Annotated in this window: 21 protein-coding genes and 1 tRNA gene; 15 read left to right on the forward strand and 7 right to left on the reverse strand. The window is 73.2% G+C overall.

What is annotated here, in order from left to right; all coding sequences use genetic code 11:
- Positions 1 to 33: 33 nt before the first annotated feature.
- Both M4D82_RS28485 and M4D82_RS28490 read left to right on the forward strand, forming a co-directional pair.
- Positions 34 to 1155: a molybdopterin-dependent oxidoreductase gene (locus M4D82_RS28485; RefSeq protein WP_249769487.1), complete on the forward strand. Its 1122-nt coding sequence runs from the start codon at positions 34 to 36 to the stop codon at positions 1153 to 1155.
- Positions 1152 to 1568, forward strand: coding sequence for a hypothetical protein (locus M4D82_RS28490; protein WP_249769489.1), 417 nt, complete (start codon positions 1152 to 1154; stop codon positions 1566 to 1568). The genes M4D82_RS28485 and M4D82_RS28490 overlap by 4 nt, the downstream gene beginning before the upstream one ends.
- On the opposite strand, the gene M4D82_RS28495 is transcribed toward M4D82_RS28490, so the two are convergent.
- From M4D82_RS28495 to M4D82_RS28505, 3 genes are read right to left on the reverse strand one after another with little or no spacing between them, the layout of a single operon-like run.
- Entirely contained in the window at positions 1565 to 2209 is a 645-nt protein-coding gene (locus M4D82_RS28495) for a class I SAM-dependent methyltransferase (RefSeq protein WP_249769491.1), read from the reverse strand. The genes M4D82_RS28490 and M4D82_RS28495 overlap by 4 nt on opposite strands.
- A complete protein-coding gene (locus M4D82_RS28500; RefSeq protein WP_249769493.1) occupies positions 2206 to 2826 on the reverse strand; it encodes a TIGR04282 family arsenosugar biosynthesis glycosyltransferase in 621 nt (206 codons plus the stop codon). The genes M4D82_RS28495 and M4D82_RS28500 overlap by 4 nt, the downstream gene beginning before the upstream one ends.
- Entirely contained in the window at positions 2823 to 3524 is a 702-nt protein-coding gene (locus M4D82_RS28505; protein WP_249769495.1) for a glycosyltransferase family 2 protein, read from the reverse strand. Before M4D82_RS28505 ends, M4D82_RS28500 begins: the two co-directional genes overlap by 4 nt.
- Before the next feature lie 123 nt (positions 3525 to 3647).
- Between M4D82_RS28505 and M4D82_RS28510 the strand changes: the two genes are divergently transcribed.
- Entirely contained in the window at positions 3648 to 4403 is a 756-nt protein-coding gene (locus tag M4D82_RS28510; RefSeq protein ID WP_249769506.1) for a response regulator, read from the forward strand.
- Positions 4400 to 5524: a sensor histidine kinase gene (locus M4D82_RS28515; protein WP_249769516.1), complete on the forward strand. Its 1125-nt coding sequence runs from the start codon at positions 4400 to 4402 to the stop codon at positions 5522 to 5524. The genes M4D82_RS28510 and M4D82_RS28515 overlap by 4 nt, the downstream gene beginning before the upstream one ends.
- An 88-nt stretch (positions 5525 to 5612) precedes the next feature.
- Here the strand turns inward: M4D82_RS28515 and M4D82_RS28520 are convergent, their stop codons facing one another.
- Positions 5613 to 6683: an NAD-dependent epimerase/dehydratase family protein gene (locus tag M4D82_RS28520; RefSeq protein WP_249769518.1), complete on the reverse strand. Its 1071-nt coding sequence runs from the start codon at positions 6681 to 6683 to the stop codon at positions 5613 to 5615.
- Positions 6684 to 6926: 243 nt separating this feature from the next.
- Between M4D82_RS28520 and M4D82_RS28525 the strand changes: the two genes are divergently transcribed.
- Together M4D82_RS28525 and M4D82_RS28530 are read left to right on the forward strand one after the other, a co-directional pair.
- Positions 6927 to 7280, forward strand: coding sequence for a DUF805 domain-containing protein (locus tag M4D82_RS28525; protein WP_249769520.1), 354 nt, complete (start codon positions 6927 to 6929; stop codon positions 7278 to 7280).
- Positions 7281 to 7476: 196 nt separating this feature from the next.
- Positions 7477 to 9696 carry an NADP-dependent isocitrate dehydrogenase gene (locus tag M4D82_RS28530; RefSeq protein WP_249769522.1) on the forward strand — a complete coding sequence of 740 codons (2220 nt, stop codon included), beginning with the start codon at positions 7477 to 7479 and terminating at the stop codon, positions 9694 to 9696.
- Between the two features lie 128 nt (positions 9697 to 9824).
- Here the strand turns inward: M4D82_RS28530 and M4D82_RS28535 are convergent, their stop codons facing one another.
- Positions 9825 to 10283, reverse strand: a complete 459-nt coding sequence (locus tag M4D82_RS28535) for a hypothetical protein (protein ID WP_249769524.1) — start codon at positions 10281 to 10283, stop codon at positions 9825 to 9827.
- A 290-nt stretch (positions 10284 to 10573) separates the two neighbouring features.
- Here M4D82_RS28535 and M4D82_RS28540 point away from each other — a divergent pair, with 290 nt between their 5' ends.
- Together M4D82_RS28540 and M4D82_RS28545 are read left to right on the forward strand one after the other, a co-directional pair.
- Positions 10574 to 11014, forward strand: a complete 441-nt coding sequence (locus M4D82_RS28540) for a GNAT family N-acetyltransferase (RefSeq protein ID WP_249769526.1) — start codon at positions 10574 to 10576, stop codon at positions 11012 to 11014.
- Between the two features lie 291 nt (positions 11015 to 11305).
- Positions 11306 to 12448 carry an aminotransferase class V-fold PLP-dependent enzyme gene (locus M4D82_RS28545; RefSeq protein ID WP_249769528.1) on the forward strand — a complete coding sequence of 381 codons (1143 nt, stop codon included), beginning with the start codon at positions 11306 to 11308 and terminating at the stop codon, positions 12446 to 12448.
- A 53-nt stretch (positions 12449 to 12501) separates the two neighbouring features.
- On the opposite strand, the gene cobF is transcribed toward M4D82_RS28545, so the two are convergent.
- Positions 12502 to 13254 (reverse strand): precorrin-6A synthase (deacetylating), encoded by a 753-nt coding sequence (cobF, locus tag M4D82_RS28550; RefSeq protein ID WP_249769530.1) that lies wholly within the window; start codon positions 13252 to 13254, stop codon positions 12502 to 12504.
- An 18-nt stretch (positions 13255 to 13272) separates the two neighbouring features.
- On the opposite strand from cobF, the gene M4D82_RS28555 reads away from it, so the two are divergent.
- Genes M4D82_RS28555 through M4D82_RS28570 form a run of 4 tightly spaced genes read left to right on the forward strand, consistent with a single transcriptional unit; the run spans position 13273 to position 16599 of the window.
- Complete coding sequence (locus tag M4D82_RS28555) at positions 13273 to 14028, forward strand: (Fe-S)-binding protein (protein ID WP_249769541.1); 756 nt, start codon at positions 13273 to 13275, stop codon at positions 14026 to 14028.
- Positions 14025 to 15575, forward strand: coding sequence for a lactate utilization protein B (locus tag M4D82_RS28560; protein WP_249769550.1), 1551 nt, complete (start codon positions 14025 to 14027; stop codon positions 15573 to 15575). Before M4D82_RS28555 ends, M4D82_RS28560 begins: the two co-directional genes overlap by 4 nt.
- The gene (locus M4D82_RS28565) at positions 15572 to 16228 is read left to right on the forward strand and encodes a LutC/YkgG family protein (RefSeq protein WP_249769582.1); all 657 of its coding nucleotides are present in this window, start codon (positions 15572 to 15574) and stop codon (positions 16226 to 16228) included. Before M4D82_RS28560 ends, M4D82_RS28565 begins: the two co-directional genes overlap by 4 nt.
- A complete protein-coding gene (locus M4D82_RS28570; RefSeq protein WP_249769583.1) occupies positions 16207 to 16599 on the forward strand; it encodes a VOC family protein in 393 nt (130 codons plus the stop codon). The genes M4D82_RS28565 and M4D82_RS28570 overlap by 22 nt, the downstream gene beginning before the upstream one ends.
- Here the strand turns inward: M4D82_RS28570 and M4D82_RS28575 are convergent.
- On the reverse strand, positions 16579 to 17058 hold the full coding sequence (locus M4D82_RS28575) for a DUF309 domain-containing protein (RefSeq protein ID WP_249769585.1): 480 nt from the start codon (positions 17056 to 17058) through the stop codon (positions 16579 to 16581). The genes M4D82_RS28570 and M4D82_RS28575 overlap by 21 nt on opposite strands.
- 109 nt (positions 17059 to 17167) lie before the next feature.
- On the opposite strand from M4D82_RS28575, the gene M4D82_RS28580 reads away from it, so the two are divergent.
- From M4D82_RS28580 to recQ, 3 genes are all read left to right on the forward strand, one after another.
- A tRNA-Pro gene (locus M4D82_RS28580) sits at positions 17168 to 17241 on the forward strand.
- Positions 17242 to 17466: 225 nt separating this feature from the next.
- On the forward strand, positions 17467 to 18351 hold the full coding sequence (locus M4D82_RS28585) for a hypothetical protein (RefSeq protein ID WP_249769587.1): 885 nt from the start codon (positions 17467 to 17469) through the stop codon (positions 18349 to 18351).
- Positions 18352 to 18691: 340 nt separating this feature from the next.
- Positions 18692 to 20698, forward strand: coding sequence for a DNA helicase RecQ (gene recQ / locus M4D82_RS28590; RefSeq protein ID WP_249769589.1), 2007 nt, complete (start codon positions 18692 to 18694; stop codon positions 20696 to 20698).
- Positions 20699 to 20795 lie beyond the last annotated feature (97 nt).

Genomic DNA, 20795 nt, shown 5'->3' on the forward strand with positions numbered 1-20795 from the left:
CTTCACACCGGTCCCCGCGGCCTGCTCGCGCGGGTGCGGCCGCCCACCTTCGCCGGCCAGCTGCACGACGCGCGCACCGCCACCGCCGTCGGACGGTGGCTGGGCGCCGCCTTCGCCGTGTGCTTCGTGACCGGCCTGATCAGCCACTACCTCCAACACCCGCCCGCCTGGATCGCGGACGACCTGCCCACCCGGCCCGTCTGGGGCTACCGCCTCACCCAGGGCCTGCACGTCGGTACGGGCCTCGCCGCGATCGTCCTGCTCCTCGCGAAACTGTGGACCGTCTACCCGAGGCTCTACGTCTGGCCGCCCGTGCGGGGTTTCCGGCACGCCCTGGAGCGGATCTCCGTGGCCCTCCTGGTGGCCTCCGCCGTCCTGCAGGTCTTCACCGGCCTCCTGAACATCGTCCAGTGGTACCCGTGGCCCTTCGGGTTCATCCAGACGCACTTCGCGCTCGGCTGGGTGGTGATCGGATCGATCCTGCTGCACATCGCCGTCAAGGCCCCCGACATCAGGGCCCATTGGCGCCTGAGCTCGCCCGCCACCCTCGCCCTGCCCGCCGAGGACGCGACCGACCGACGCTCCCTCCTCCTCGGCATCGGCGCGGCCGTCGGCGCGGTCACCCTGACCACCGTCGGACAGTCCTTCACCCCCCTCAAGGTCACCGACGTGCTCGGCCCGCGCCACCCCGACCACGGCCCGATGGGCCTGCCCGTGAACCGGACCGCCGCCGCGGCCGGCGTCCGCCCCGACCGGCTGCGCGACTGGCGCCTGGAGGTGCGCGGCCCCACCCCGTACACCCTGACGCTGCCCGAACTGCGGGCCCTGCCCCGCCACACGGCCCGACTGCCGATCGCCTGTGTCGAAGGCTGGAGCCAGGAGGCCCAATGGAGCGGGGTGCGCGTCCGCGACCTCCTCGCGCGGGCCGGAGCCCCGCCGGGCGCCGCGCTGCGCGTGACCTCCCTGGAGGTGAGCGGCTCGTACCGGGTCATGGAGATGGGCCGCGAGTACGCCGAGGACCCCCTGACCCTGCTCGCGCTGGAACTGGGCGGACAGGTGCTCTCGCTCGACCACGGCTACCCCGCGCGGATCATCGCGCCGAACCGGCCCGGCGTGCTCCAGACCAAGTGGGTCACCCTGTTGGAGGTGCTGTGAAGACCGCCCGCTACACCCTCGGCGCGCTCGGACTGCTGCTGATCGCGGTCGGGATCCGGCTCGTGGCGGGCCTGCCCGACCCGCTCGACGTCCTCGTCTGGCTCGCCGGCGCGCTCGTCCTGCACGACGGGATCCTCGCCCCGCTCGTGCTCGGCTTCGGGCTGCTGATCGCCGCCGTGCCCGCACGGGGACTCGTACGCGGGGCCATGGTCACGGGCGGCGCGCTGGTCCTGGTGACCCTGCCGGCGCTGCTGCGGCCTGGTGCGCCCGTCAACCCGTCGGCCCTGCCGCTGCCCTACGGGCGGAACCTGCTGGTGGTACTCGCCGTGGTCGCGGCGGTCACGGCCGCCACGGCCCTGTCCCGCTGCCACCGCGACCGACGCCGACGGGACACCACGAGGGGCGGCCGCTAGGAGCGACGCAGCTCGACGAAGACCCGGCCGGCGCCGCGCCAGTGGTGCGCGCGGCACCGGCCGGCGTCCTCGGCGTACGAGGTCAGTGCCCGCGCGCCGACCCGGGCCCAGGCGAACGGGGCGCCGAGGCCGCCCCGGCCGTCGGCCACCCGCACCTCGCAGCGCTCGTCCAACTCGACGTCCGCGCACTCCACGATCAGCGCCCCCGACCGGCCGAGCACCTGGGCCATCCGTGCCGGCAGCGCCGAGGGGTCCCCGCCGATGCCGATGTTGCCGTCGATCAACAGGGCCGTGTCCCAACGCCCTTCCGCCGGGAGGGGCTCGAAGACCGACCGGCGCAGGGCGCTGCCGCCCGCGCGAGCCGTACGGGCCACCGCCTCCCGGCTGACGTCGATCCCCAGCGCCCGGTGCCCCCGCGCGGCCGGCGCCGACACCAGCCGGCCCGGCCCACAGCCGATGTCCAGCACCGCGCCCCGACAGCGCTCCAGCACCGTCCAGTCCGCCGGATCCGGGGCCTCGCACCACCGCTCCACGTCCAGCGGCAACATCCAGCCGTCCCCGCGCCGCAGGTAGAGCGGGCCCCGCCCGCTGCGCAGGGCCAGGGTGTACGGGTCGGCCGTCCACGGCGCGGCGGCGGTCATCGGCGCACCGCCGGTCCCAGCGCGGCCAGCAGCCTCGCGAAGGCCCCCGCCGGGGCGCCGGCGGCGACCAGCCGGGCGTCCTCGGCGGTGTCCACGTCCCGCAGCGCCGGCAGCCGGCCGATCCGCAGCCCCGCCGCGCGCAGCCGCTCGTACTGCGCGGCCCCCGTCGTCGGCGTCGACATCGGGACCCCGCGCAGCAGCGCGGGATCCGGCTGCGCCAGGCCCAGCGCCCAGAAGCCGCCGTCCAGGGCGGGCCCGAACCAGGCGTCGTACGCGTCCCATTCGACGCTCAGCAGCTCCGGGGTGACCTGCGGGGTGTCCATGCCGATCAGCAGGGTCGGCCCGGCGCAGGCCCCGAACGCGGCGGCGAGCCGCTCGTCCAGGGTCCCGGCCGGCTGCGGCACCACCTCGAAGCCGGCCGGCAGCCACGGGCCGGGCCGGCCGTCCAGGGCGAGGACCCGCCGCGCGGCCGGGGTCGCGGCCACGACGGCCAGGGTGTCGGCGAGCGCGGCCTCGGCGAGCGCCGCCGCCTCGACGGGCGTGAACGGCGGGGTCAGTCGGGTCTTGACCCGACCCGGCAGGGGCTCCTTCGCGATCACGAGCAGGGTCGTCGTCACCGCACACCTCCGGCGGGGGTGTGGTGCGTGCCGGCCCGCTCCGCCAGCACCCGACTCATGTCGCGCACGGCCTGCCAGGTGCCCCGCCAGGTGCCGGTGACCTTCGACTTCCCGGTCCGGGGCAGGTACGGCACGTCCACCTCCCGGATCCGCCAGCCCGCGTCGGCCGCCCGCACCACCATCTGGAGTGGGTATCCGGAGCGCCGGTCGGTCAGCTCCAGCCCCAGCAGCTCCGTACGCCGCGCCGCCCGCATCGGTCCCAGGTCGCGCAGCTTCAGCCCCGTACGACGGCGCAGCAGCCGGGCGAGCACCAGGTTCCCGGCGCGGGCGTGCGCGGGCCAACTGCCCCGGCCGCGCGGGCGCCGTCGGCCCAGTACGAGATCGCTCTCGCCGGCGGCGACGGCGGACACGAAGCCGGTGAGCAGGCCCGGGTCCAGGGAGGCGTCGCAGTCGCAGAAGCAGACGACGTCCGCCTCGGAGGCGAGCAACCCGGCATGGCAGGCGGCCCCGAACCCCCGGCGGGACTCCGACACCACCGTCGCGCCCAGGGCGCGGGCGACGTCGGCGGAGCCGTCGGTGGACCCGTTGTCCACGACCAGGGCCCGCCAGCCGGCGGGAATGCGGGAGAGCACCCAGGGCAGGGCACGGGCCTCGTTCAGACAAGGGAGGACGACATCAACGCTCACGGTCACGGTCACGGATTCACCGTAGGAATCACCGGGGCCGAAAAGGGGCGCCGACTCCTTACGAAACGCGGACGTCGACCCCTGTGGTCCCTTCCGGGCGGACGCGCCGCGCGGCGGGGTGGGAGGCTGGGCCGCATGAGCAGCAGTAGGGAAGCGCCGCCCGCACGGGTCCTCGTCGTCGACGACGATCCGACCGTCTCCGAGGTCGTCTGCGGCTACCTGCGCCGCGCGGGATACCTCGTGGAGGTGGCCGCCGACGGGCCGGCCGCGCTCGCCGCCGCCCAAGGGGCCCGCCCGGACCTGGTGGTGCTCGACCTGATGCTGCCCGGCATCGACGGCCTGGAGGTGTGCCGGCGGCTGCGGGCGACCGGCGCGGTCCCGGTGATCATGCTGACCGCGCGGGGCGACGAGGACGATCGGATCACCGGCCTGGAGGTCGGCGCGGACGACTACGTCACGAAACCCTTCAGCCCCCGCGAACTGGTCCTGCGGGTAGGCTCCGTCCTGCGGCGCAGCCGGGCGCAGGCACCGGTCGTCGTACCGGAACTGCTGACGGGCGCCGGCCTGACACTGGACCCCGCGACCCACCGCGCCACCCGCGACGGCCGTGAACTGCCCCTCACCTTGAGGGAATTCGACCTCCTCGCGCACTTCCTGCGGCATCCGGGACGGGCGCACCCGCGCGAGGAGCTGATGCGCGAGGTGTGGGGCTGGGACTTCGGCGACCTCTCGACGGTGACCGTGCACGTCCGCAGGCTCCGGGCCAAGGTCGAGGAGGACCCGGGGCGGCCCGCTCTGATCCGGACGGTGTGGGGGATCGGCTACCGCTTCGACCCGACCGGGACGCCGGGCGGCGCCGCCGCTACGGATGTGGAGGTGGAGTCGGCGTGAACGACATCCTGCTCATCGCCCTCTTCGCGCTCGGCGGAGCCGTCTGCGCGGGCGGGCTCGGGGCGCTCGTGCTGCGCCGGGTGCGCCACCTCTCGGTGGCCGTCTCCCTCGCGGTGGTCGCCGCCGTCGCCGTCACGGCGATGCTCGCCGGGACCCTGGCCGTGGCCGAGGCCATGTTCCTGTCCCGCCACGACCTGTGGGTGGTCACCACCGTCGTCGCCATGGCGGCCGTGGTCTCGCTGGTCACCGCGCTGCTGCTGGGCCGCTGGGTGGTCGCCCGCAGCCGTGAACTGTCCTTGGCGGCACGGGACTTCGGTGACGGCGGCAACTTCGCCGCTCCGCCCGGACAGACCACCGCGGAACTCGACGCCCTGTCGCGGGAACTGGCCGCGACCAGCGCCAAACTGGCCGCCTCGCGCGAGCGTGAACAGGCCCTGGAGGCCTCCCGGCGGGAGCTGGTCGCCTGGATCTCCCACGACCTGCGCACCCCCCTGGCCGGCCTGCGGGCCATGTCGGAGGCGCTGGAGGACGGGATCGCGGACGATCCGGGCCGCTACCACCGGCAGATCCGCACCGAGGTCGAACGGCTCGACACCATGGTCGGGGACCTGTTCGAGCTCTCCCGCATCCACGCCGGAGCCCTGTCGATCAATCCGAGCCGCATGTCGCTGTACGACCTCGTCGGGGACGCGCTGTCCGGGGTCGACCCGCTGGCGCGCGAGCACGGCGTCCGCCTCGTGGGGGACGGGGTGGAACGGGTCCCCGTGGAGGTCGACGGCAAGGAGATGACCCGCGTCCTCGCGAACCTGCTGGTCAACGCGATCCGCCACACCCCCGCCGACGGCACGGTGGCCATCACCGCCGCCGCCGGGCAACCCGAGGGCGTCGTGGTGCTGTCCGTGACGGACGGCTGCGGCGGCATCCCGCAGGAGGACCTGTCGAGGGTCTTCGACACCGGCTGGCGCGGCGCCGCCGCCCGCACGCCCCCGGCGGGCGCGGGGCTGGGGCTCGCGATCGTACGCGGCATCGTGGAGGCCCACGCGGGACGCACCACCGTACGCAACGTCCCCGGCGGCTGCCGCTTCGAGGTCACCCTCCCGCTGCTGCCCACGGCCCCGTAGACGGTAGACGGGGGAGCGCCCCCTGAACCCGCCGGGGGGACCAGGGGGGTGCGGAGCGGGGGCGGCGCGGACCGGGGGCGGCGCCGACTCAGGCCGGCGTCGGTGACGGGCGCTGCGCGGCGTGGGCGAACTCCCTCATGCCCGTCGCGAAGTCCACGCGGGGCCGCCACCCCAGCTCGTCGCGCAGCCGCCGCGAGTCGGCCGTGATGTGGCGTACGTCCCCCAACCGGAACTCGCCCGTGACCACCGGCTCCGGACCGCCGTGCGCGGCGGCCAGCGCCGAGGCCATCTCACCGATCGTGCGCGGATCGCCGCTGCCCGTGTTGTACGGGGTGCACACCCCCGGCGCCAGGGCGCCCGGGGCGGTCAGCGCCTCCAGCGCGACCACGTTGGCCTCCGCCACGTCCCGGACGTGGACGAAGTCCCGCCGCTGGCGCCCGTCCTCGAAGACGCGCGGCGCCTCGCCCCGGGCCAGCGAGGAGCGGAAGAAGGAGGCCACCCCCGCGTACGGGGTGTCGCGCGGCATCCCGGGCCCGTACACGTTGTGGTAGCGCAGCGACACCGCCCGGCCATCCACGCAGCGGGCCCAGGCTGCCGCCAGGTGCTCCTGGGTCAGCTTCGTCGTCGCGTACACGTTGCGCGGGTCGGTCGGGGCGTCCTCGTCGACCAGCCCCGGGGACAGCCGCGCCCCGCAGGCGGGGCAGCCCGGTTCGAAGCGGCCCGCGGCCAGGTCGGCCGGGGTGCGGGGGCCGGGGCGGACCACGCCGTGGCGCGGGCAGGCGTAGCGGCCCTCCCCGTAGACGACCATCGAGCCCGCGAGGACCAGTCCGCGCACGCCCGCCTCGGCCATGGCGGCGAGCAGGACCGCCGTGCCGAGGTCGTTGGCGGAGACGTACGCGGGAGCGTCCGCGAAGTCCTTGCCGAGTCCGACCATCGCGGCCTGGTGGCAGACGGCGTCGACCCCGCGCAGGGCCGCTCGTACGGTCTCGGGATCGCGTACGTCGCCGCGGTGGAAGTCGCCCTCCGGGGGTGGGGGCGGGGCCGGATGGGCGGCCGGGAGGAGTGCGTCCAGCACGACGGGGTCGTGCCCGTGCCGGCGCAGCGAGGTGACGATGTGGGAGCCGATGAACCCGGCCCCTCCGGTGACGAGTACGCGCATGCCCCGGACGCTACGGAGCCCGGCGGTCGAGCGGGAGCAGGCACGCCCTCCCGTAAGACTTCCGTCATCCCGGACCACACGACACCCATGCGCCCCTTTATTCCCAACTTCCTTGAAATTCAAGCGAGTTGGCCAAATCGATACGTGCGGTTCCGGCTTGGGCGTGTCGTGGCGAGGGCATAACCCGGGCCCGGCCCCCTCCCGGGTGGAGCGGGCCGATCGATGTCGTTCTCAGGGGGACCCATGCACTACTACGTCGACGTCATCAAGCGGTACGCGGACTTCTCCGGCCGGGCGCGCCGCCAGGAGTACTGGATGTTCGTGCTCGTCAGCCTGCCGATCATGGTCGTCCTGATCGCGATCGACTTCATGCTCGGCAGCTACCCGGTCATCTTCTGGATCTACAACATCGCCGTCTTCCTCCCGACCCTGGGTCTCAGCGTCCGCCGCCTGCACGACACCGGCAGGTCCGGGTGGTGGTACCTGGTCGGACTGATCCCCTTCGTCGGCTGGATCGGCCTGATCGTGCTCATGGCCATCGAGGGCGACGCCGGCCCGAACGGCTACGGGCCGAGCCCCAAGCAGCTCCAGGCCTGAGTCGCCTGAGTCGCCTGAGTCGTCACGGCGCCGCTCCGCGAACGCGCGGGCGGCGCCTTTCGTCGTTCCGCCGCCAGGTGACACGTGTCTCGTCCGTCTTGTGGCAGGGGGCTGTCCAGACCGCCCCGATCACGAGATATCTTGATGTCGAGCAATGTTGCAGACGAGAGACGCAGACTGTGGAGCGGAGCATCCGGTGACTGACTCGACCATCATCTACACGCACACTGACGAGGCCCCGGCCCTCGCGACGTATTCCTTCCTGCCTGTGATCCAGGCCTACGCGTCGACGGCCGGTGTGAATGTCGAGACTCGTGACATCTCCCTGGCCGGTCGGATCATCGCCAGCTTCCCGGAGTACCTGGAAGAGAGCCGGCGGATCGCCGACGCCCTCGCCGAGCTCGGCGAGCTGGCGAAGACCCCGGAAGCCAACATCATCAAGCTTCCGAACATCTCGGCCTCCATCCCGCAGCTGAAGGCCGCGATCGCCGAGCTCCAGGGCCAGGGCTACACCCTCCCGAACTACCCGGACGACCCGAAGTCGGACGAGGAGCGCGAGATCCGCTCCCGCTACGACAAGGTCAAGGGCAGCGCCGTCAACCCGGTCCTGCGCGAGGGCAACTCCGACCGCCGCGCCCCCGGCGCCGTCAAGAACTACGCCAAGACGCACCCGCACCGCATGGGCGCCTGGACCCCCGAGTCGAAGACGAACGTCGCCACCATGGGCGCCAACGACTTCCGCTCCACCGAGAAGTCCACCGTGATCGCCGAGGCCGGCACGCTGCGCATCGAGCACGTCGCCGCCGACGGCACCACCACCGTACTGCGCGACTCCGTACCGGTCCTCGCCGGTGAGGTCGTGGACGCGTCCGTCATGCACGTCGACGCGCTGCGCACCTTCCTGAACGACCAGATCGAGCGCGCCAAGGCCGAGGACGTCCTGTTCTCCGTGCACCTCAAGGCCACGATGATGAAGGTCTCCGACCCGATCATCTTCGGTCACGTGGTCCGCGCCTTCCTCCCGAAGACCTTCGCCCGCTACGGCGAGACCCTGGCCGCCGCCGGTCTGTCCCCCAACGACGGCCTCGGCACCATCCTGAACGGCCTGGGCGCCCTGCCCGACGGCGACGCCATCAAGGCCTCCATCGACGCCGAGATCGCCGAGGGCCCGGCCCTCGCGATGGTCGACTCCGACAAGGGCATCACCAACCTGCACGTGCCGTCCGACGTCATCGTCGACGCCTCCATGCCGGCCATGATCCGCACCTCCGGCCACATGTGGGGCCCGGACGGCGCCGAGGCCGACACCCTCGCCGTCCTCCCCGACAGCAGCTACGCCGGTGTCTACCAGGTCGTCGTCGACGACTGCCGCGCCCACGGCGCCTTCGACCCGGCCACCATGGGCTCGGTGCCGAACGTCGGCCTCATGGCCCAGAAGGCCGAGGAGTACGGCAGCCACGACAAGACCTTCGAGATCGCCGCCGCGGGCACCGTCCGCCTCGTCGACGCCGCGGGCGCCGTCGTCCTGGAGCAGGAGGTCGCCGCCGGCGACATCTTCCGCGCCTGCCAGACCAAGGACGCGCCGATCCAGGACTGGGTCAAGCTCGCCGTCACCCGCGCCCGCGCCACTGGCGCCCCGGCCGTGTTCTGGCTCGACGAGACCCGCGCCCACGACGCGCAGCTGATCGCCAAGGTCAAGACGTACCTCGCCGACCACGACACCGACGGTCTCACCATCGAGATCCTGTCCCCGGTCAAGGCCACCGCGTACTCCCTGGAGCGCATCCGCCGCGGCGAGGACACCATCTCGGTGACCGGCAACGTGCTGCGCGACTACCTGACCGACCTCTTCCCGATCCTGGAGCTGGGCACCAGCGCCAAGATGCTGTCGGTCGTCCCGCTGATGGCCGGCGGCGGCCTCTTCGAGACGGGCGCGGGCGGCTCCGCCCCCAAGCACGTCCAGCAGCTCGTCAAGGAGAACTACCTCCGCTGGGACAGCCTCGGCGAGTTCTTCGCCCTGGCCGCCAGCTTCGAGCACCTCGCCACCACCACCGGCAACGCCCGCGCCCAGGTGCTGGCCGACACCCTGGACCGCGCGACCGGCACCTTCCTCAACGAGGACAAGTCGCCGACCCGTCGCCTCGGCGGCATCGACAACCGCGGCAGCCACTTCTACCTGGCCATGTACTGGGCGCAGGAGCTGTCCCGCCAGATCGACGACCCGAAGCTCGCGGCCGCCTTCGAGCCGGTGGCCAAGACGCTCTCCGAGTCCGAGGAGACCATCGTCGCCGAGCTGAACGCCGTCCAGGGCTCCCCGGCCGACATCGGTGGCTACTACCAGCCCGACCCGGCCAAGGCCGAGGCCGTGATGCGTCCCTCCGCGACGCTGAACCAGGCGCTCCGGCTCCTGGGCTGATCCCGTCCGGGCCCCTGCGGGGACCCGCGAACGCGGTGTGCACCGCCCCGGCCGGCCTCGTGCCCGGCCGGGGCGGACCCGTATCCGCTGCCGGGAGGCGCCTGAAGCGCGGGGCGGGAGCGGCCCGGTCAGAGCCGGTGCACCCGCCCCTGTCCCACGGCCAGGGGCTGTCGCCCGGCGGCCAGGATGCGCAGTCCGGGTGCGACGGCGAGCAGCGTCCGCAGCCAGTCCAGCGTCCCGGCGTCCAGCCGGTCGCTGTCGTCCAGGACCAGCAGCATGTCCCGCTCGGCGAGCCACGAGGCGGCGTTCGCGGTCCCGTACGGCGGGAACGGCATCCCGGGCACGCGGCCCAGCGCGGACACCAGTTCCCGTACGCTGCCCTCCCCGCCGACGGTGACCACGGCGGCGCCGTCGCAGAAGTTGGACGTGAGCCGCCGGGCGATGTCCCGCACCAACGCGCTGCGCGGCTGGTGACACCGGCCGGTGACGGTCAACACCCGCCCCCGCCGCACAGCGGTGAGCAGCGCGGACAGCTCGGTGGAGGTGGCGGGCGGTGTTCCGCTCGTTCGGTGGTCCCTCATCATCACGATGCCCCCCGCATGCGTGATCCGGCGCGGCACAAGGGTTTGTTTCGAGCCGCGTGTCGACGATTATGCGCCAATTCCGCCGTCTCACCAGGGGAATGTCGTATTCCGCCGCAAGGCCCCGTGCTGTCCGATGATCACCTCACTTGTCCCGGTGATCGACAGCGCGCCGTGATTCCCTTCCGGAATGGCCGTGATTCCCTTGCGGAATGAACGTCGAGAACTCCGGGATGCCTGAAGAGAGGCCGAACCGCCGCGTCCGCCGGCGGAACGACGGCGATGTCGACGCGTGCGTGCGAATCCTCCGGGAGGTCCACGAACGCGACGGCTATCCGGTCAACTGGCCCGACGAGCCCGCCGCTTGGCTCTCCGACGGGCCCCTGCTGGGCTCTTGGGTCGCCGAGCTCGACGGCGGGCTCGTCGGGCACGTCCGTCTGGCCCAGAGCGGCGCGGGCGATGTGGCTCCGCGGCTGTGGAGCGAGCGGACCGCCGTGCTCAGCCGGCTGTTCGTCGCTCCCCGGGCGCGGGGACACGGGATCGGGGCGCTGCTGATCGGCCGCGCCGTGGAGGAGGCGCGGCGGCGGGGCCTCCATCCGGTGCTCGACGTCGTCGCGTCCGACACGGCGGCCGCCGCGCTGTACGAGCGGCTGGGGTGGGAGCTGATGGCCACCGTCGACCAACAGTGGGGCCCGGCCCGGACGGTGGCCATCCGGTGCTACGCGGCGCCGGCCTGACGCGACCGCGCGCAGGGCGGTAGTCCGGGGCGCCGGGCATCCGCCCTTCCGCTGGTGGGCCTCCGGGGCCGGCGTCGGCTCGGCCGGCGGGCGCGGGGAGTTCCGTAGCCGGGCGAGCGGGCACCGGCCGTCCGGCACCTCCAGCGGGCGCAGCGCCCAAGGTGGTACGGCATCCGTACGGCAGGCCAATGACCGCCAAGTGGTCCTTCCGCGTGCCCCGCCGCCCGGGGATGATCCGCATGCCGCACCCACCACCGCGCGCGTCGCCGCGCCCCTCCCCGGAGGTACCCCGTGACCCAGCCGCCCGCTCCGCCCGTCTTCCCGGGCGGTCCCGGCCTCTTCGCCCTCGACCCCGCCGTCGCCCACCTCAACCACGGCTCCTACGGGGCCGTCCCGATCCCCGTCCAGCGGGCCCACGAGGCCCTGCGGGCCGAGGCGCACGCCGACCCCGACGCCTTCTTCACGGGCGTCGCCGACCGGCTCACCGCCACCCGCACCCGGATCGCCGCCCACCTCGGCACGGACCCCGAGGGCCTCTCGTTCATCGCCAACGCCACCGAGGGCGCCAACCTCGCCCTCGACGCCATCCCCCTCGCCGACGGGGACGAGATCCTCGTCACCGACCACGGTTACGGCACCGTCGTCGGGGCCGCCGCCCGCCGCGCCCCCCTCAACACCGTCGCCCTGGACCCGCGCCTGCCCGACGAGGACGCCGTCCGCGAGGCCGTCCTCGCCGCGCTCACCCCCCGGACCAAGGTGGCCCTGCTCGACCACGTCAGCTCACCCACCGCCCGGCTCGTCACCACGCCCCGGCTCCTCGCCGAGCTCGCCGCGCGCGGGGTCACGACCGTCGTCGACGGCGCCCACACGCCCGGCATGCTCGCCGAACCGGTCGCCGCCGGCGCCGACTTCTGGTTCGGCAACCTCCACAAGTGGGGCTACGCCCCCTCCGGAACCGCCCTGCTCTCCGTGGCCCCCGCCCACCGCGCCCGGGTTCGCGCCCAGTCCCCGTCCTGGGAGGACCACCACGGCTTCCCGCGCGCCGTCGAATACCGCGCGACCGTCGACTACACCGGCTGGCTCGCCGCCCCCGAGGGCCTCGACCTGCTGGAGCGCCTCGACGCCGAGAAGGTCCGCGCCCACAACAGCGCCCTGGCCGGCTACGGCGCCGAGCTGCTCGCGGCCCTCCCGGGGTTCGAGCTCCTGCCCCACACCCCGGGCCTGCCCCTGCGGTCCCTGCTGCTCCCGCCGGGGTTCGCCGAGACGCAGGACCAGGCCTACGCCCTGCGCGAGGAGATCGCCGCCCGCTTCCGCATCCGGGTCCTGATCTGGGCCCGGCCGGGCGGCGGAGGCATCCGCGTCTGCGGCCAGATCTACAACCGGGCCGAGGAGTACGAGCGGCTCGCCGCCGTCCTGCCCGACCTGCTGGGCTGACGCACCCGACGGGCTTGACGCGGCTTGACCGGGCTTGACGAGGCGCCCCTGCCTCAGGCGCGCCGCAGCAGGTAGGTGTCCATGATCCACCCCTTGCGGGCGCGCGCCTCGGTCCGCAGCTCCTCGATGCGCCCGGCCACGTCCGCCAGCTTCCCCGACACCAGGATCTCGTCCGGCGTGCCCACATAGGCACCCCAGTAGATGTACAGGTCCCGGTCGAGGTGGGCCGTGAACGCGTGCCGCGCGTCCAGCATCACCACCACGTCGTCCACGTCCTGCGGCCAGCCCTCCGCGAGCCGCCGGCCGGTGGTGATCTGGACCGGCCGCCCGACCCGGTTCAGGTTCGTACGGTGGCGGGCGAGCAGCGCCGAGACGCTGCTGATGCCCGGCACCACCTCGTGCTCGAACGCCACCCGCCCGCGCTCCAGCACCTCGTCGAGGATCGCCAGCGTGGAGTCGTAGAGCGAGGGGTCGCCCCACACCAGGAAGGCACCCGTCTCGCCCTCCGCCAGATCCTCCGCGATGAACCGCTCGAAGATCTCGGCCCGCGCGCTGCGCCAGCCGTCCACCGTCGGGGTGTACTCCGCCGGGGTGCGGTCCCGGTCCGGGTCGCGGCCCTCCACCAGCCGGTGCCCGGGACGGGCGTGCTCGTCGAGCATGGCCCGCCGCAGCCCCGTCAGGTCCGACTTCTCCTCCCCCTTCTCCAGGATGAGGAATGCGTCCGCCGCGCCGATCGCCTTGACCGCCTGGAGGGTCAGGTGGTCCGGGTCGCCCGCGCCTATACCGATCACTGAGAACTTCTTCACCGGGCTATTGTGCCCACCATGCGTGTCGCCCTGTTCGTCACCTGCGTCAACGACGCGCTGTACCCCGCCACCGGCGTCGCCGTCGTACGCCTCCTGGAGCGGCTCGGCGTCGAAGTGGACTTCCCCGCCGCCCAGAGCTGCTGCGGCCAGCCCCAGTACAACACCGGCTACCGGCGCGAGAGCGAACCGCTGCTCCTGCGCACCGCCGACGCCTTCGCCGGCTACGACCACGTGGTCACCCCCTCCGGCTCCTGCGCCGCGATGATCCGCGAGCACTATCCGCGCATCGGCCGCAAAGCCGCCGAGGAGGGGCGCGGCACGCTGTGGGAGGAGCGGGCACGGGAGCTCGTACCCCGCGTGTACGAGCTGACCGAGTTCCTGGTCGACGTCCTTGGCGTCACCGACGTCGGCGCGTACTTCCCGCACGCCGTCACCTACCACCCCTCCTGCCACGGCCTGCGCGCCCTCGGGCTGGGAGAGCGCCCGCGCCGGCTCCTGGCCGCCGTCAGGGGCCTGGAGCTGATCGAGCTGCCCGGCGCCGAGGAGTGCTGCGGCTTCGGCGGCACCTTCGCCCTCAAGAACCCGGACGTGTCCACGGCCATGGGCACCGACAAACTCCGCAACGCGCTAGGAACCGGTGCACGGTTCCTCTGCGGCGCCGACAACTCCTGCCTCACCCACCTCGACGGCCTCCTGCGCCGCGCCGGCACCCCGCTGCGCACCCTGCACCTCGCCGAGATCCTGGCGTCCACCGAGGAGGAGCCCGCCCGATGACCGCGGTCCACCTCGGCATGCCCGCCTTCCCGGCGTCTCCCGCCTTCCCGGCCTTCCCCGACGCGGCGCGCGAAGCCGTACGGGACGACGTACTGCGCGCCAACCTCCGTCACGCCACCCACACCATCCGCGACAAACGGGCCCGTGCCGTCGGCGAACTCGCCGACTGGGACCGGCTGCGCGCCGCCGGCAAGGCCGTCAAGGACCACACCCTCGCCCACCTCGACCGCTATCTGCTGATGTTGGAGGCCTCCGTCACCGCCGCCGGTGGCACCGTCCACTGGGCGGCGGACGCCGACGAGGCCAACCGCATCGTCACCGACCTGGTCCTGGCGACGGGGGAGCGGGAGGTCGTCAAGGTCAAGTCCATGGCCACGCAGGAGATCGGGCTCAACGAGGCCCTGGAAGCCGCCGGGATCGCCGCCTACGAGACCGATCTCGCCGAGTTGATCGTGCAGTTGGGCCACGACCGGCCCTCGCACATCCTGGTCCCCGCCATCCACCGCAACCGCGCCGAGATCCGCGAGATCTTCACCCGCGAGATGGGCTCCTGGGGCCGCCCCGCCCCCGCCGACCTGGACGACAGCCCGGCCGCCCTCGCCGAAGCCGCCCGCCTCCACCTGCGGGAGAAGTTCCTGCGGGCCAAGGTCGCCGTCTCCGGGGCCAACTTCATGGTCGCCGAGACCGGCACCATGGTCGTCCTCGAATCCGAGGGCAACGGCCGCATGTGTCTGACCCTCCCCGAGACCCTGATCTCCGTCGTCGGCATCGAGAAGGTCGTGCCCACCTTCCGCGACCTGGAGGTCTTCCTCCAGACCCTGCCCCGGTCCTCCACCGCCGAGCGCATGAACCCGTACACCACCATGTGGACCGGGCCGGGGCCGTCCAAAGGGGCGGACGGCGACGGCCCCTCCGCCTTCCACCTCGTCCTCCTCGACAACGGCCGCACCGACACCCTCGCCGACGCCACCGGCCGCCAGGCCCTGCGCTGCATCCGCTGCTCCGCCTGCCTCAACGTCTGCCCCGTCTACGAACGCGCCGGCGGCCACGCCTACGGCTCCGTCTACCCCGGCCCCATCGGCGCCATCCTCAGCCCCCAACTCCGCGGCACGGGCAGTCCCATCGACGCGACCCTCCCCTACGCCTCCACCCTGTGCGGGGCCTGCTACGAGGTCTGCCCCGTCGCCATCGACATCCCCGAGGTCCTCCTCCACCTGCGCGAACGCGTCGCCCAGGGCGGCCCGGTGACCCGGCGCGGCATCCGCGTACGCCTGCGACCCGCACACGGCCACACCGCCGAACGGGCCGCGATGCGCGCCGCCCGCCGGCTCCTCGACCACCCCGGCGCACTGCGCGCGGGGGAGCGGCTCCTGGCCCGCGCCCGCCGGCTCGCACCCCGCGGGCTCCCCGGGCCCGGACGGGCCTGGACCGACACGCGCGCACTGCCCGCCATCCCCGCGGAGTCCTTCCGCGACTGGTGGGCCCGAGAACGGGGGAGCACCCGAGAGCGGGGGACCAGCCCCCGAGGACGGGGGACCCCCCGATGAGCAGCAAGGACCGCATCCTGGCCCGCATCCGCCGGGCCGCCTCCGGCCCGGCGGACACCGAGATCCCCCGGGACTACCTGCGGGTCCACGGCGCCCGCACCCCGGCCGAACGCGCCGACCTGCTCGCCGCCCACCTCACCGAGTACCGGGCGAAGGTCCACCGCACCGACGAGGACGGCCTCCCGCTGCTCCTGGCACGGCTCCTGACGGGTTCGCGTACGGTCCTCGCCCCGCCCGGCCTGCCCCCGTACTGGCTCTCCGCCGCCGACGCGACCCGCGTCCACGACCGGGCCGCCTCCACCCCGGCCGAACTGGACGCGGTCGACAGCGTGGTCACCGGCTGCGCGCTGGCCATCGCCGAGACCGGCACGATCGTCCTGGACGGGAGCCCCGACCAGGGCCGGCGCCGCATCACCCTGATCCCGGACCACCACATCTGCGTCGTCCGCGTGCCCGAGCAGGTCGTGGACTCCGTCCCCGAGGCCCTCGAACGCCTCGACCCCACCCGCCCGCTGACCTGGATCTCCGGCCCCTCCGCCACCAGCGACATCGAGCTCGACCGGGTGGAGGGAGTCCACGGCCCCCGCACCCTGGAGATCGTCCTCCTCGACACGGACGCACAATGGGGGCCATGCCTTCCCATGTCGCCCTGACCGCGCTCCTCGTCCGCGAGTACGACGAGGCCATCGACTTCTACACCCGCGCCCTCGGCTTCGACCTCGTCGAGGACACCGCCCGCCCCGACGGCTCGCGCTGGGTCGTCGTCCGCCCGCCGGGCGCCAAGGAGACCGCCCTGCTGCTGGCCCGCGCCAAGGACGACGCCCAGCGCGCCCGCGTCGGCGACCAGACCGGTGGCCGCGTCGGTTTCTTCCTGTACACCGACGACTTCGCCGGCGACCACACCCGGATGACCGCCGAGGGCGTCCGCTTCCTGGAGGAGCCGCGCCACGAGCCGTACGGCTCCGTCGCCGTCTTCGAGGACCTCTACGGCAACCGCTGGGACCTACTCCAGCCCGCCGCGTAGCCGCGGAGCCTCCCGCACGGCATCGACCACCGCGCCCTCCTCCACCCGGCCCGCCAGGCCCTGCGCCCACCGGACCAGCCCGCGCACGTCGATGCCGTACGGGTCCCCGCCGAACCCCTCGACGGCCGCGGCCCCCCGCCGCAACAACCGCGCCCCGCCGACCGCGTTCCCCCGGGCCGCGTGCGTCAGCCCCACCGCCAGCTGCGCCAACCCCCGCCACAGGGCCTCCTCCGCCGCGGGGCGGGACTTCCACGCGTCCTCGAACACCTCGTGCGCGTGGAACGGCATCCCGGCGTCCAGCAACCGCTGCGCCTCCTCCACCGTCCCGGCCGGCGACCGCACCACCCCCTCGGGCTGCCGCGCCACCCCGGGAGCCCCGTACGGCAGCGGCCGCCCCAACCCGTCCCGCGGCCGCGCACTGCGCGCCCGCCCCTCACCATCCCGATCCCGACCGTTCACCCGCCCATCCTCCCGCGTCCCGATCACCCGTGCACACGCACCCCCCGACGTGCGGTAATGTTCTGCATGTGCCCGGCACGAGGGGGAAAACCCCAGCTGACAGGCACAACGGGACGTGGCGCAGCTTGGTAGCGCACTTGACTGGGGGTCAAGGGGTCGCAGGTTCAAATCCTGTCGTCCCGACTCGAAAGAGTCGTAGATCGAGGGCCGTTTCGGAGCAATCCGAAACGGCCCCTCGATCGTTTCGGCGTTGAACGGTCCCGAGGACCTGGGCGAGTTCCGCTGCCGCCGCTCGCCGACGGGCGGGCGAAGAGGACCACACCGCCGGGAGCACCACGCCGACGAAGAAGCCGGCGAGTACCAGCGGGAGCAGCACGATCGCGTTCGTGGCCAACCACTGCCAGGGGGGTGGATGCCACCGAGCTGGCCTGGCGTCTCGCCCTGCCGTGTGACGCCGACACCCATCATCTGCTCCACGCCCTCGCGCCCTTGGTGCGTGCATTGCCGAACACACTGCGGACCTATCGCACCGACGATGAGCAGAAGACCGTCTCGGGGGCACACGTGCTGCCGGCCCTTGTGTGTGGTGACAGGGGAGAGCCGGCGCGGTTGGCCGACTGCCATCTCGATGCCCTCGACGTGCTGCGCCACCTTCCCGAAGCGGAACGTCCGTTGGTCGCGGACGTGCTCGCACGACACCTCGTTCAGGACGCGGACCTGCTGCCGGCGTGGGTGACGCGGGATCTCCTCGTCGAACTGATCCGGAACGCGCCGGTGAGCGGTGCCCACCGATGGGCCGGATTGTGGCCGGTACTGGAGACGTACGTCTCCCACGAGATGGGGCGAGCGGATCTCACGGACAAGGAGGTCAAGGTGCTCGTGGGACACCTCCGACGGTACGCACGGTCGTTCACCCGGTCGCAGGACCGTTTGTCGCAGCTCCTCAGGGAGGCCGGAAGCAGTCGCGTCTGGGCCGCGGTGGATCACGGATCGGGTCGCGAGGTCCTGGAGGAGGCTCGCGGGCTCCTCCACGACATCCCCGCCGGCGAACGAACTCCGGAAGCTGTGATCGGGTTGCTGCGGCTGGCCCGCGAGCTGGGAGAGGGCGACTGGCTCACCGAGCACGCCGAGCCGCTGTTGCTGGGGTTGGCTCCGAACGAGTTGTGGCGTCTTCGAGCCACTGATGTCGACGCACTGATGCCCGTGGTGCGGGACGCGGGGCTGTTGAGCGCGCTGCAAGCCGTCGAAGCGATCTGGAGACGGCCTCAGGCGCGCACCACCCCGTCGCCCTGAGTCCCGCTCGGGCTTCGGGGCCCCGACGTACGTCACCCCTTCGTGAGGTTTTCGGCCGGGGCTCCGGGGGTGTTATAGTCGATCTTGAGCTTGCCGCCGCGGACAGTGGTGGCGGGACCGGCGTTGGTGGTCCAAGGAAAGACACCCCACTTCCTGTGGGGGGATGCAGGTGCAAGGCCTGCCCAGCGCTCGATCAAAGGCCCCGGCCTCCGTGAGGAGGTCGGGGCCTTTTGTTGCTCGACGGCTCGTACCCGGTGCGCTGCACCGCCGGCTGGTGTGGGACTCCGGCGACGGGGATTAGCCGGTCGGGGGTGTCCGTGGGCGGCGCTAGGCTTCTCCAATGGCCCTTTCGGACGCGTCCCCCGAGATCGCCGATGCTCTGCGGGTGCTCCACCGCGTCTTCGGTTACGACTCCTTCCGCGGTGAGCAGCAGCAGATCATCGAGCAGGTCGTGGGCGGCGGTGACGCCCTCGTACTCATGCCGACCGGCGGCGGCAAGTCGCTCTGCTACCAGATCCCCGCCCTGGTCAGAGCCGGTACCGGCGTGGTGATCTCGCCGCTCATCGCGCTCATGCAGGACCAGGTGGACGCGCTCACCGCGCTCGGCGTGCGGGCCGGATTCCTCAATTCGACGCAGGACCCGTACGAGCGCCAGGCCGTGGAGCAGGCCTTCGTCGCCGGAGAGCTGGACCTGCTGTACCTGGCGCCCGAGCGGTTGCGTACGGAGGGCACCCAGCGGCTGCTCGATCGGGGCGAGGTCTCGCTCTTCGCGATCGACGAGGCGCACTGCGTCGCCCAGTGGGGTCACGACTTCCGGCCCGACTACCTCGCGCTGTCGATGCTGCACGAGCGCTGGCCCAAGGTGCCGCGGATCGCGCTGACCGCGACGGCCACCGAGGCCACCCACGCCGAGATCGCGGCCCGGCTGGGCCTGGAGGACGCGCGGCACTTCGTCGCGAGCTTCGACCGGCCGAACATCCAGTACCGCATCGTCCCCAAGAACAACCCGCTCAAGCAGCTGCTGGACCTGATCCGGTCCGAGCACGAGGGGGACGCCGGCGTCGTCTACTGCCTCTCGCGGGCCTCCGTGGAGAAGACGGCGGCCTCCCTCGTGGAGCACGGCATCGACGCCGTTCCGTACCACGCCGGCATGGACGCCCGTACGCGCGCCGCGAACCAGGCGCGGTTCCTGCGCGAGGACGGGGTCGTGGTCGTGGCCACGATCGCCTTCGGCATGGGCATCGACAAGCCGGACGTGCGCTTCGTCGCCCACCTCGACCTGCCCAAATCCGTCGAGGGCTACTACCAGGAGACCGGCCGCGCGGGCCGCGACGGCGAGCCGGCCACGGCCTGGCTGGCGTACGGGCTCCAGGACGTGGTGCAGCAGCGCAAGCTCATCGAGGGCTCCGAGGGCGACGAGACGCACCGCCGGTCGCTGGCCGCCCACCTCGACGCGATGCTCGCGCTGTGCGAGACCGTCGAGTGCCGCCGCGTACGGCTGCTGGCCTACTTCGGGCAGCAGGGCGAGCCGTGCGGCAACTGCGACACGTGCCTGACGCCGGCCGAGTCCTGGGACGCGACGGTCGCGGCGCAGAAGCTGCTGTCCACGGTGTGGCGGCTGGCGAAGGAGCGGCGGCAGAAGTTCGGCGCCGGCCAGATCATCGACATCCTCCAGGGCAAGAAGACCGCCAAGGTCATCCAGTTCGACCACGACGCGCTCTCGGTGTTCGGTGTCGGCGCGGACCTCGGCACCTCCGAGTGGCGGGGCGTCGTGCGTCAGCTGCTGGCGCTGCGGCTGCTGGCGGTCGAGGGCGACTACGGGACGCTCGTCCTGACCGACGACAGCGGCGAGGTGCTGGGAGGCCGCCGCACCGTCACGATGCGCAAGGAGACGACGCCGGCCGCGCCGTCCGGCAAGGAGCCCGGGTCCCGGTCGGGCAAGGGCAAGGCCGCGCGGGTGCCGGTCGACCTGCCGGCGGCCGCCGTACCGGTCTTCGAGGCGCTGCGAGCCTGGCGGGCCGCGACGGCGAAGGAGCAGGGCGTACCGGCGTACGTCGTCTTCCACGACGCGACGCTGCGGGAGATCGCGACGGGGCTGCCCACGACGGTCGCCGAGCTGGGCACGATCGGAGGGGTCGGCGAGGCCAAGCTCGCCAAGTACGCCGAGGGCGTCCTCGACACCCTGGCCCAGGTGGGAGCGACGCCCCCGGCCACGCCCGCCGTGCCCGCTCAGGCCGCCGCTCAGCCTCCGGCCCACGCCGGCGTCGCGCCGGAGCCCCACCCGGAGCCGCCGTTCGAGGACGAGCCGCCGTTCGACCTGGACGAGATGGACCCGTGGGACGAGTGACCCCGCTCCCGGGGCGCGCGTAGAGCCGCTCCGGGAGCGACAGGAGGGGGCCGACGCGGTGTGCGCGTCGGCCCCCTTCGCGTGCGTACGGGGCCCC

The organism is Streptomyces sp. RerS4 (assembly GCF_023515955.1).
Taxonomy (GTDB): domain Bacteria; phylum Actinomycetota; class Actinomycetes; order Streptomycetales; family Streptomycetaceae; genus Streptomyces.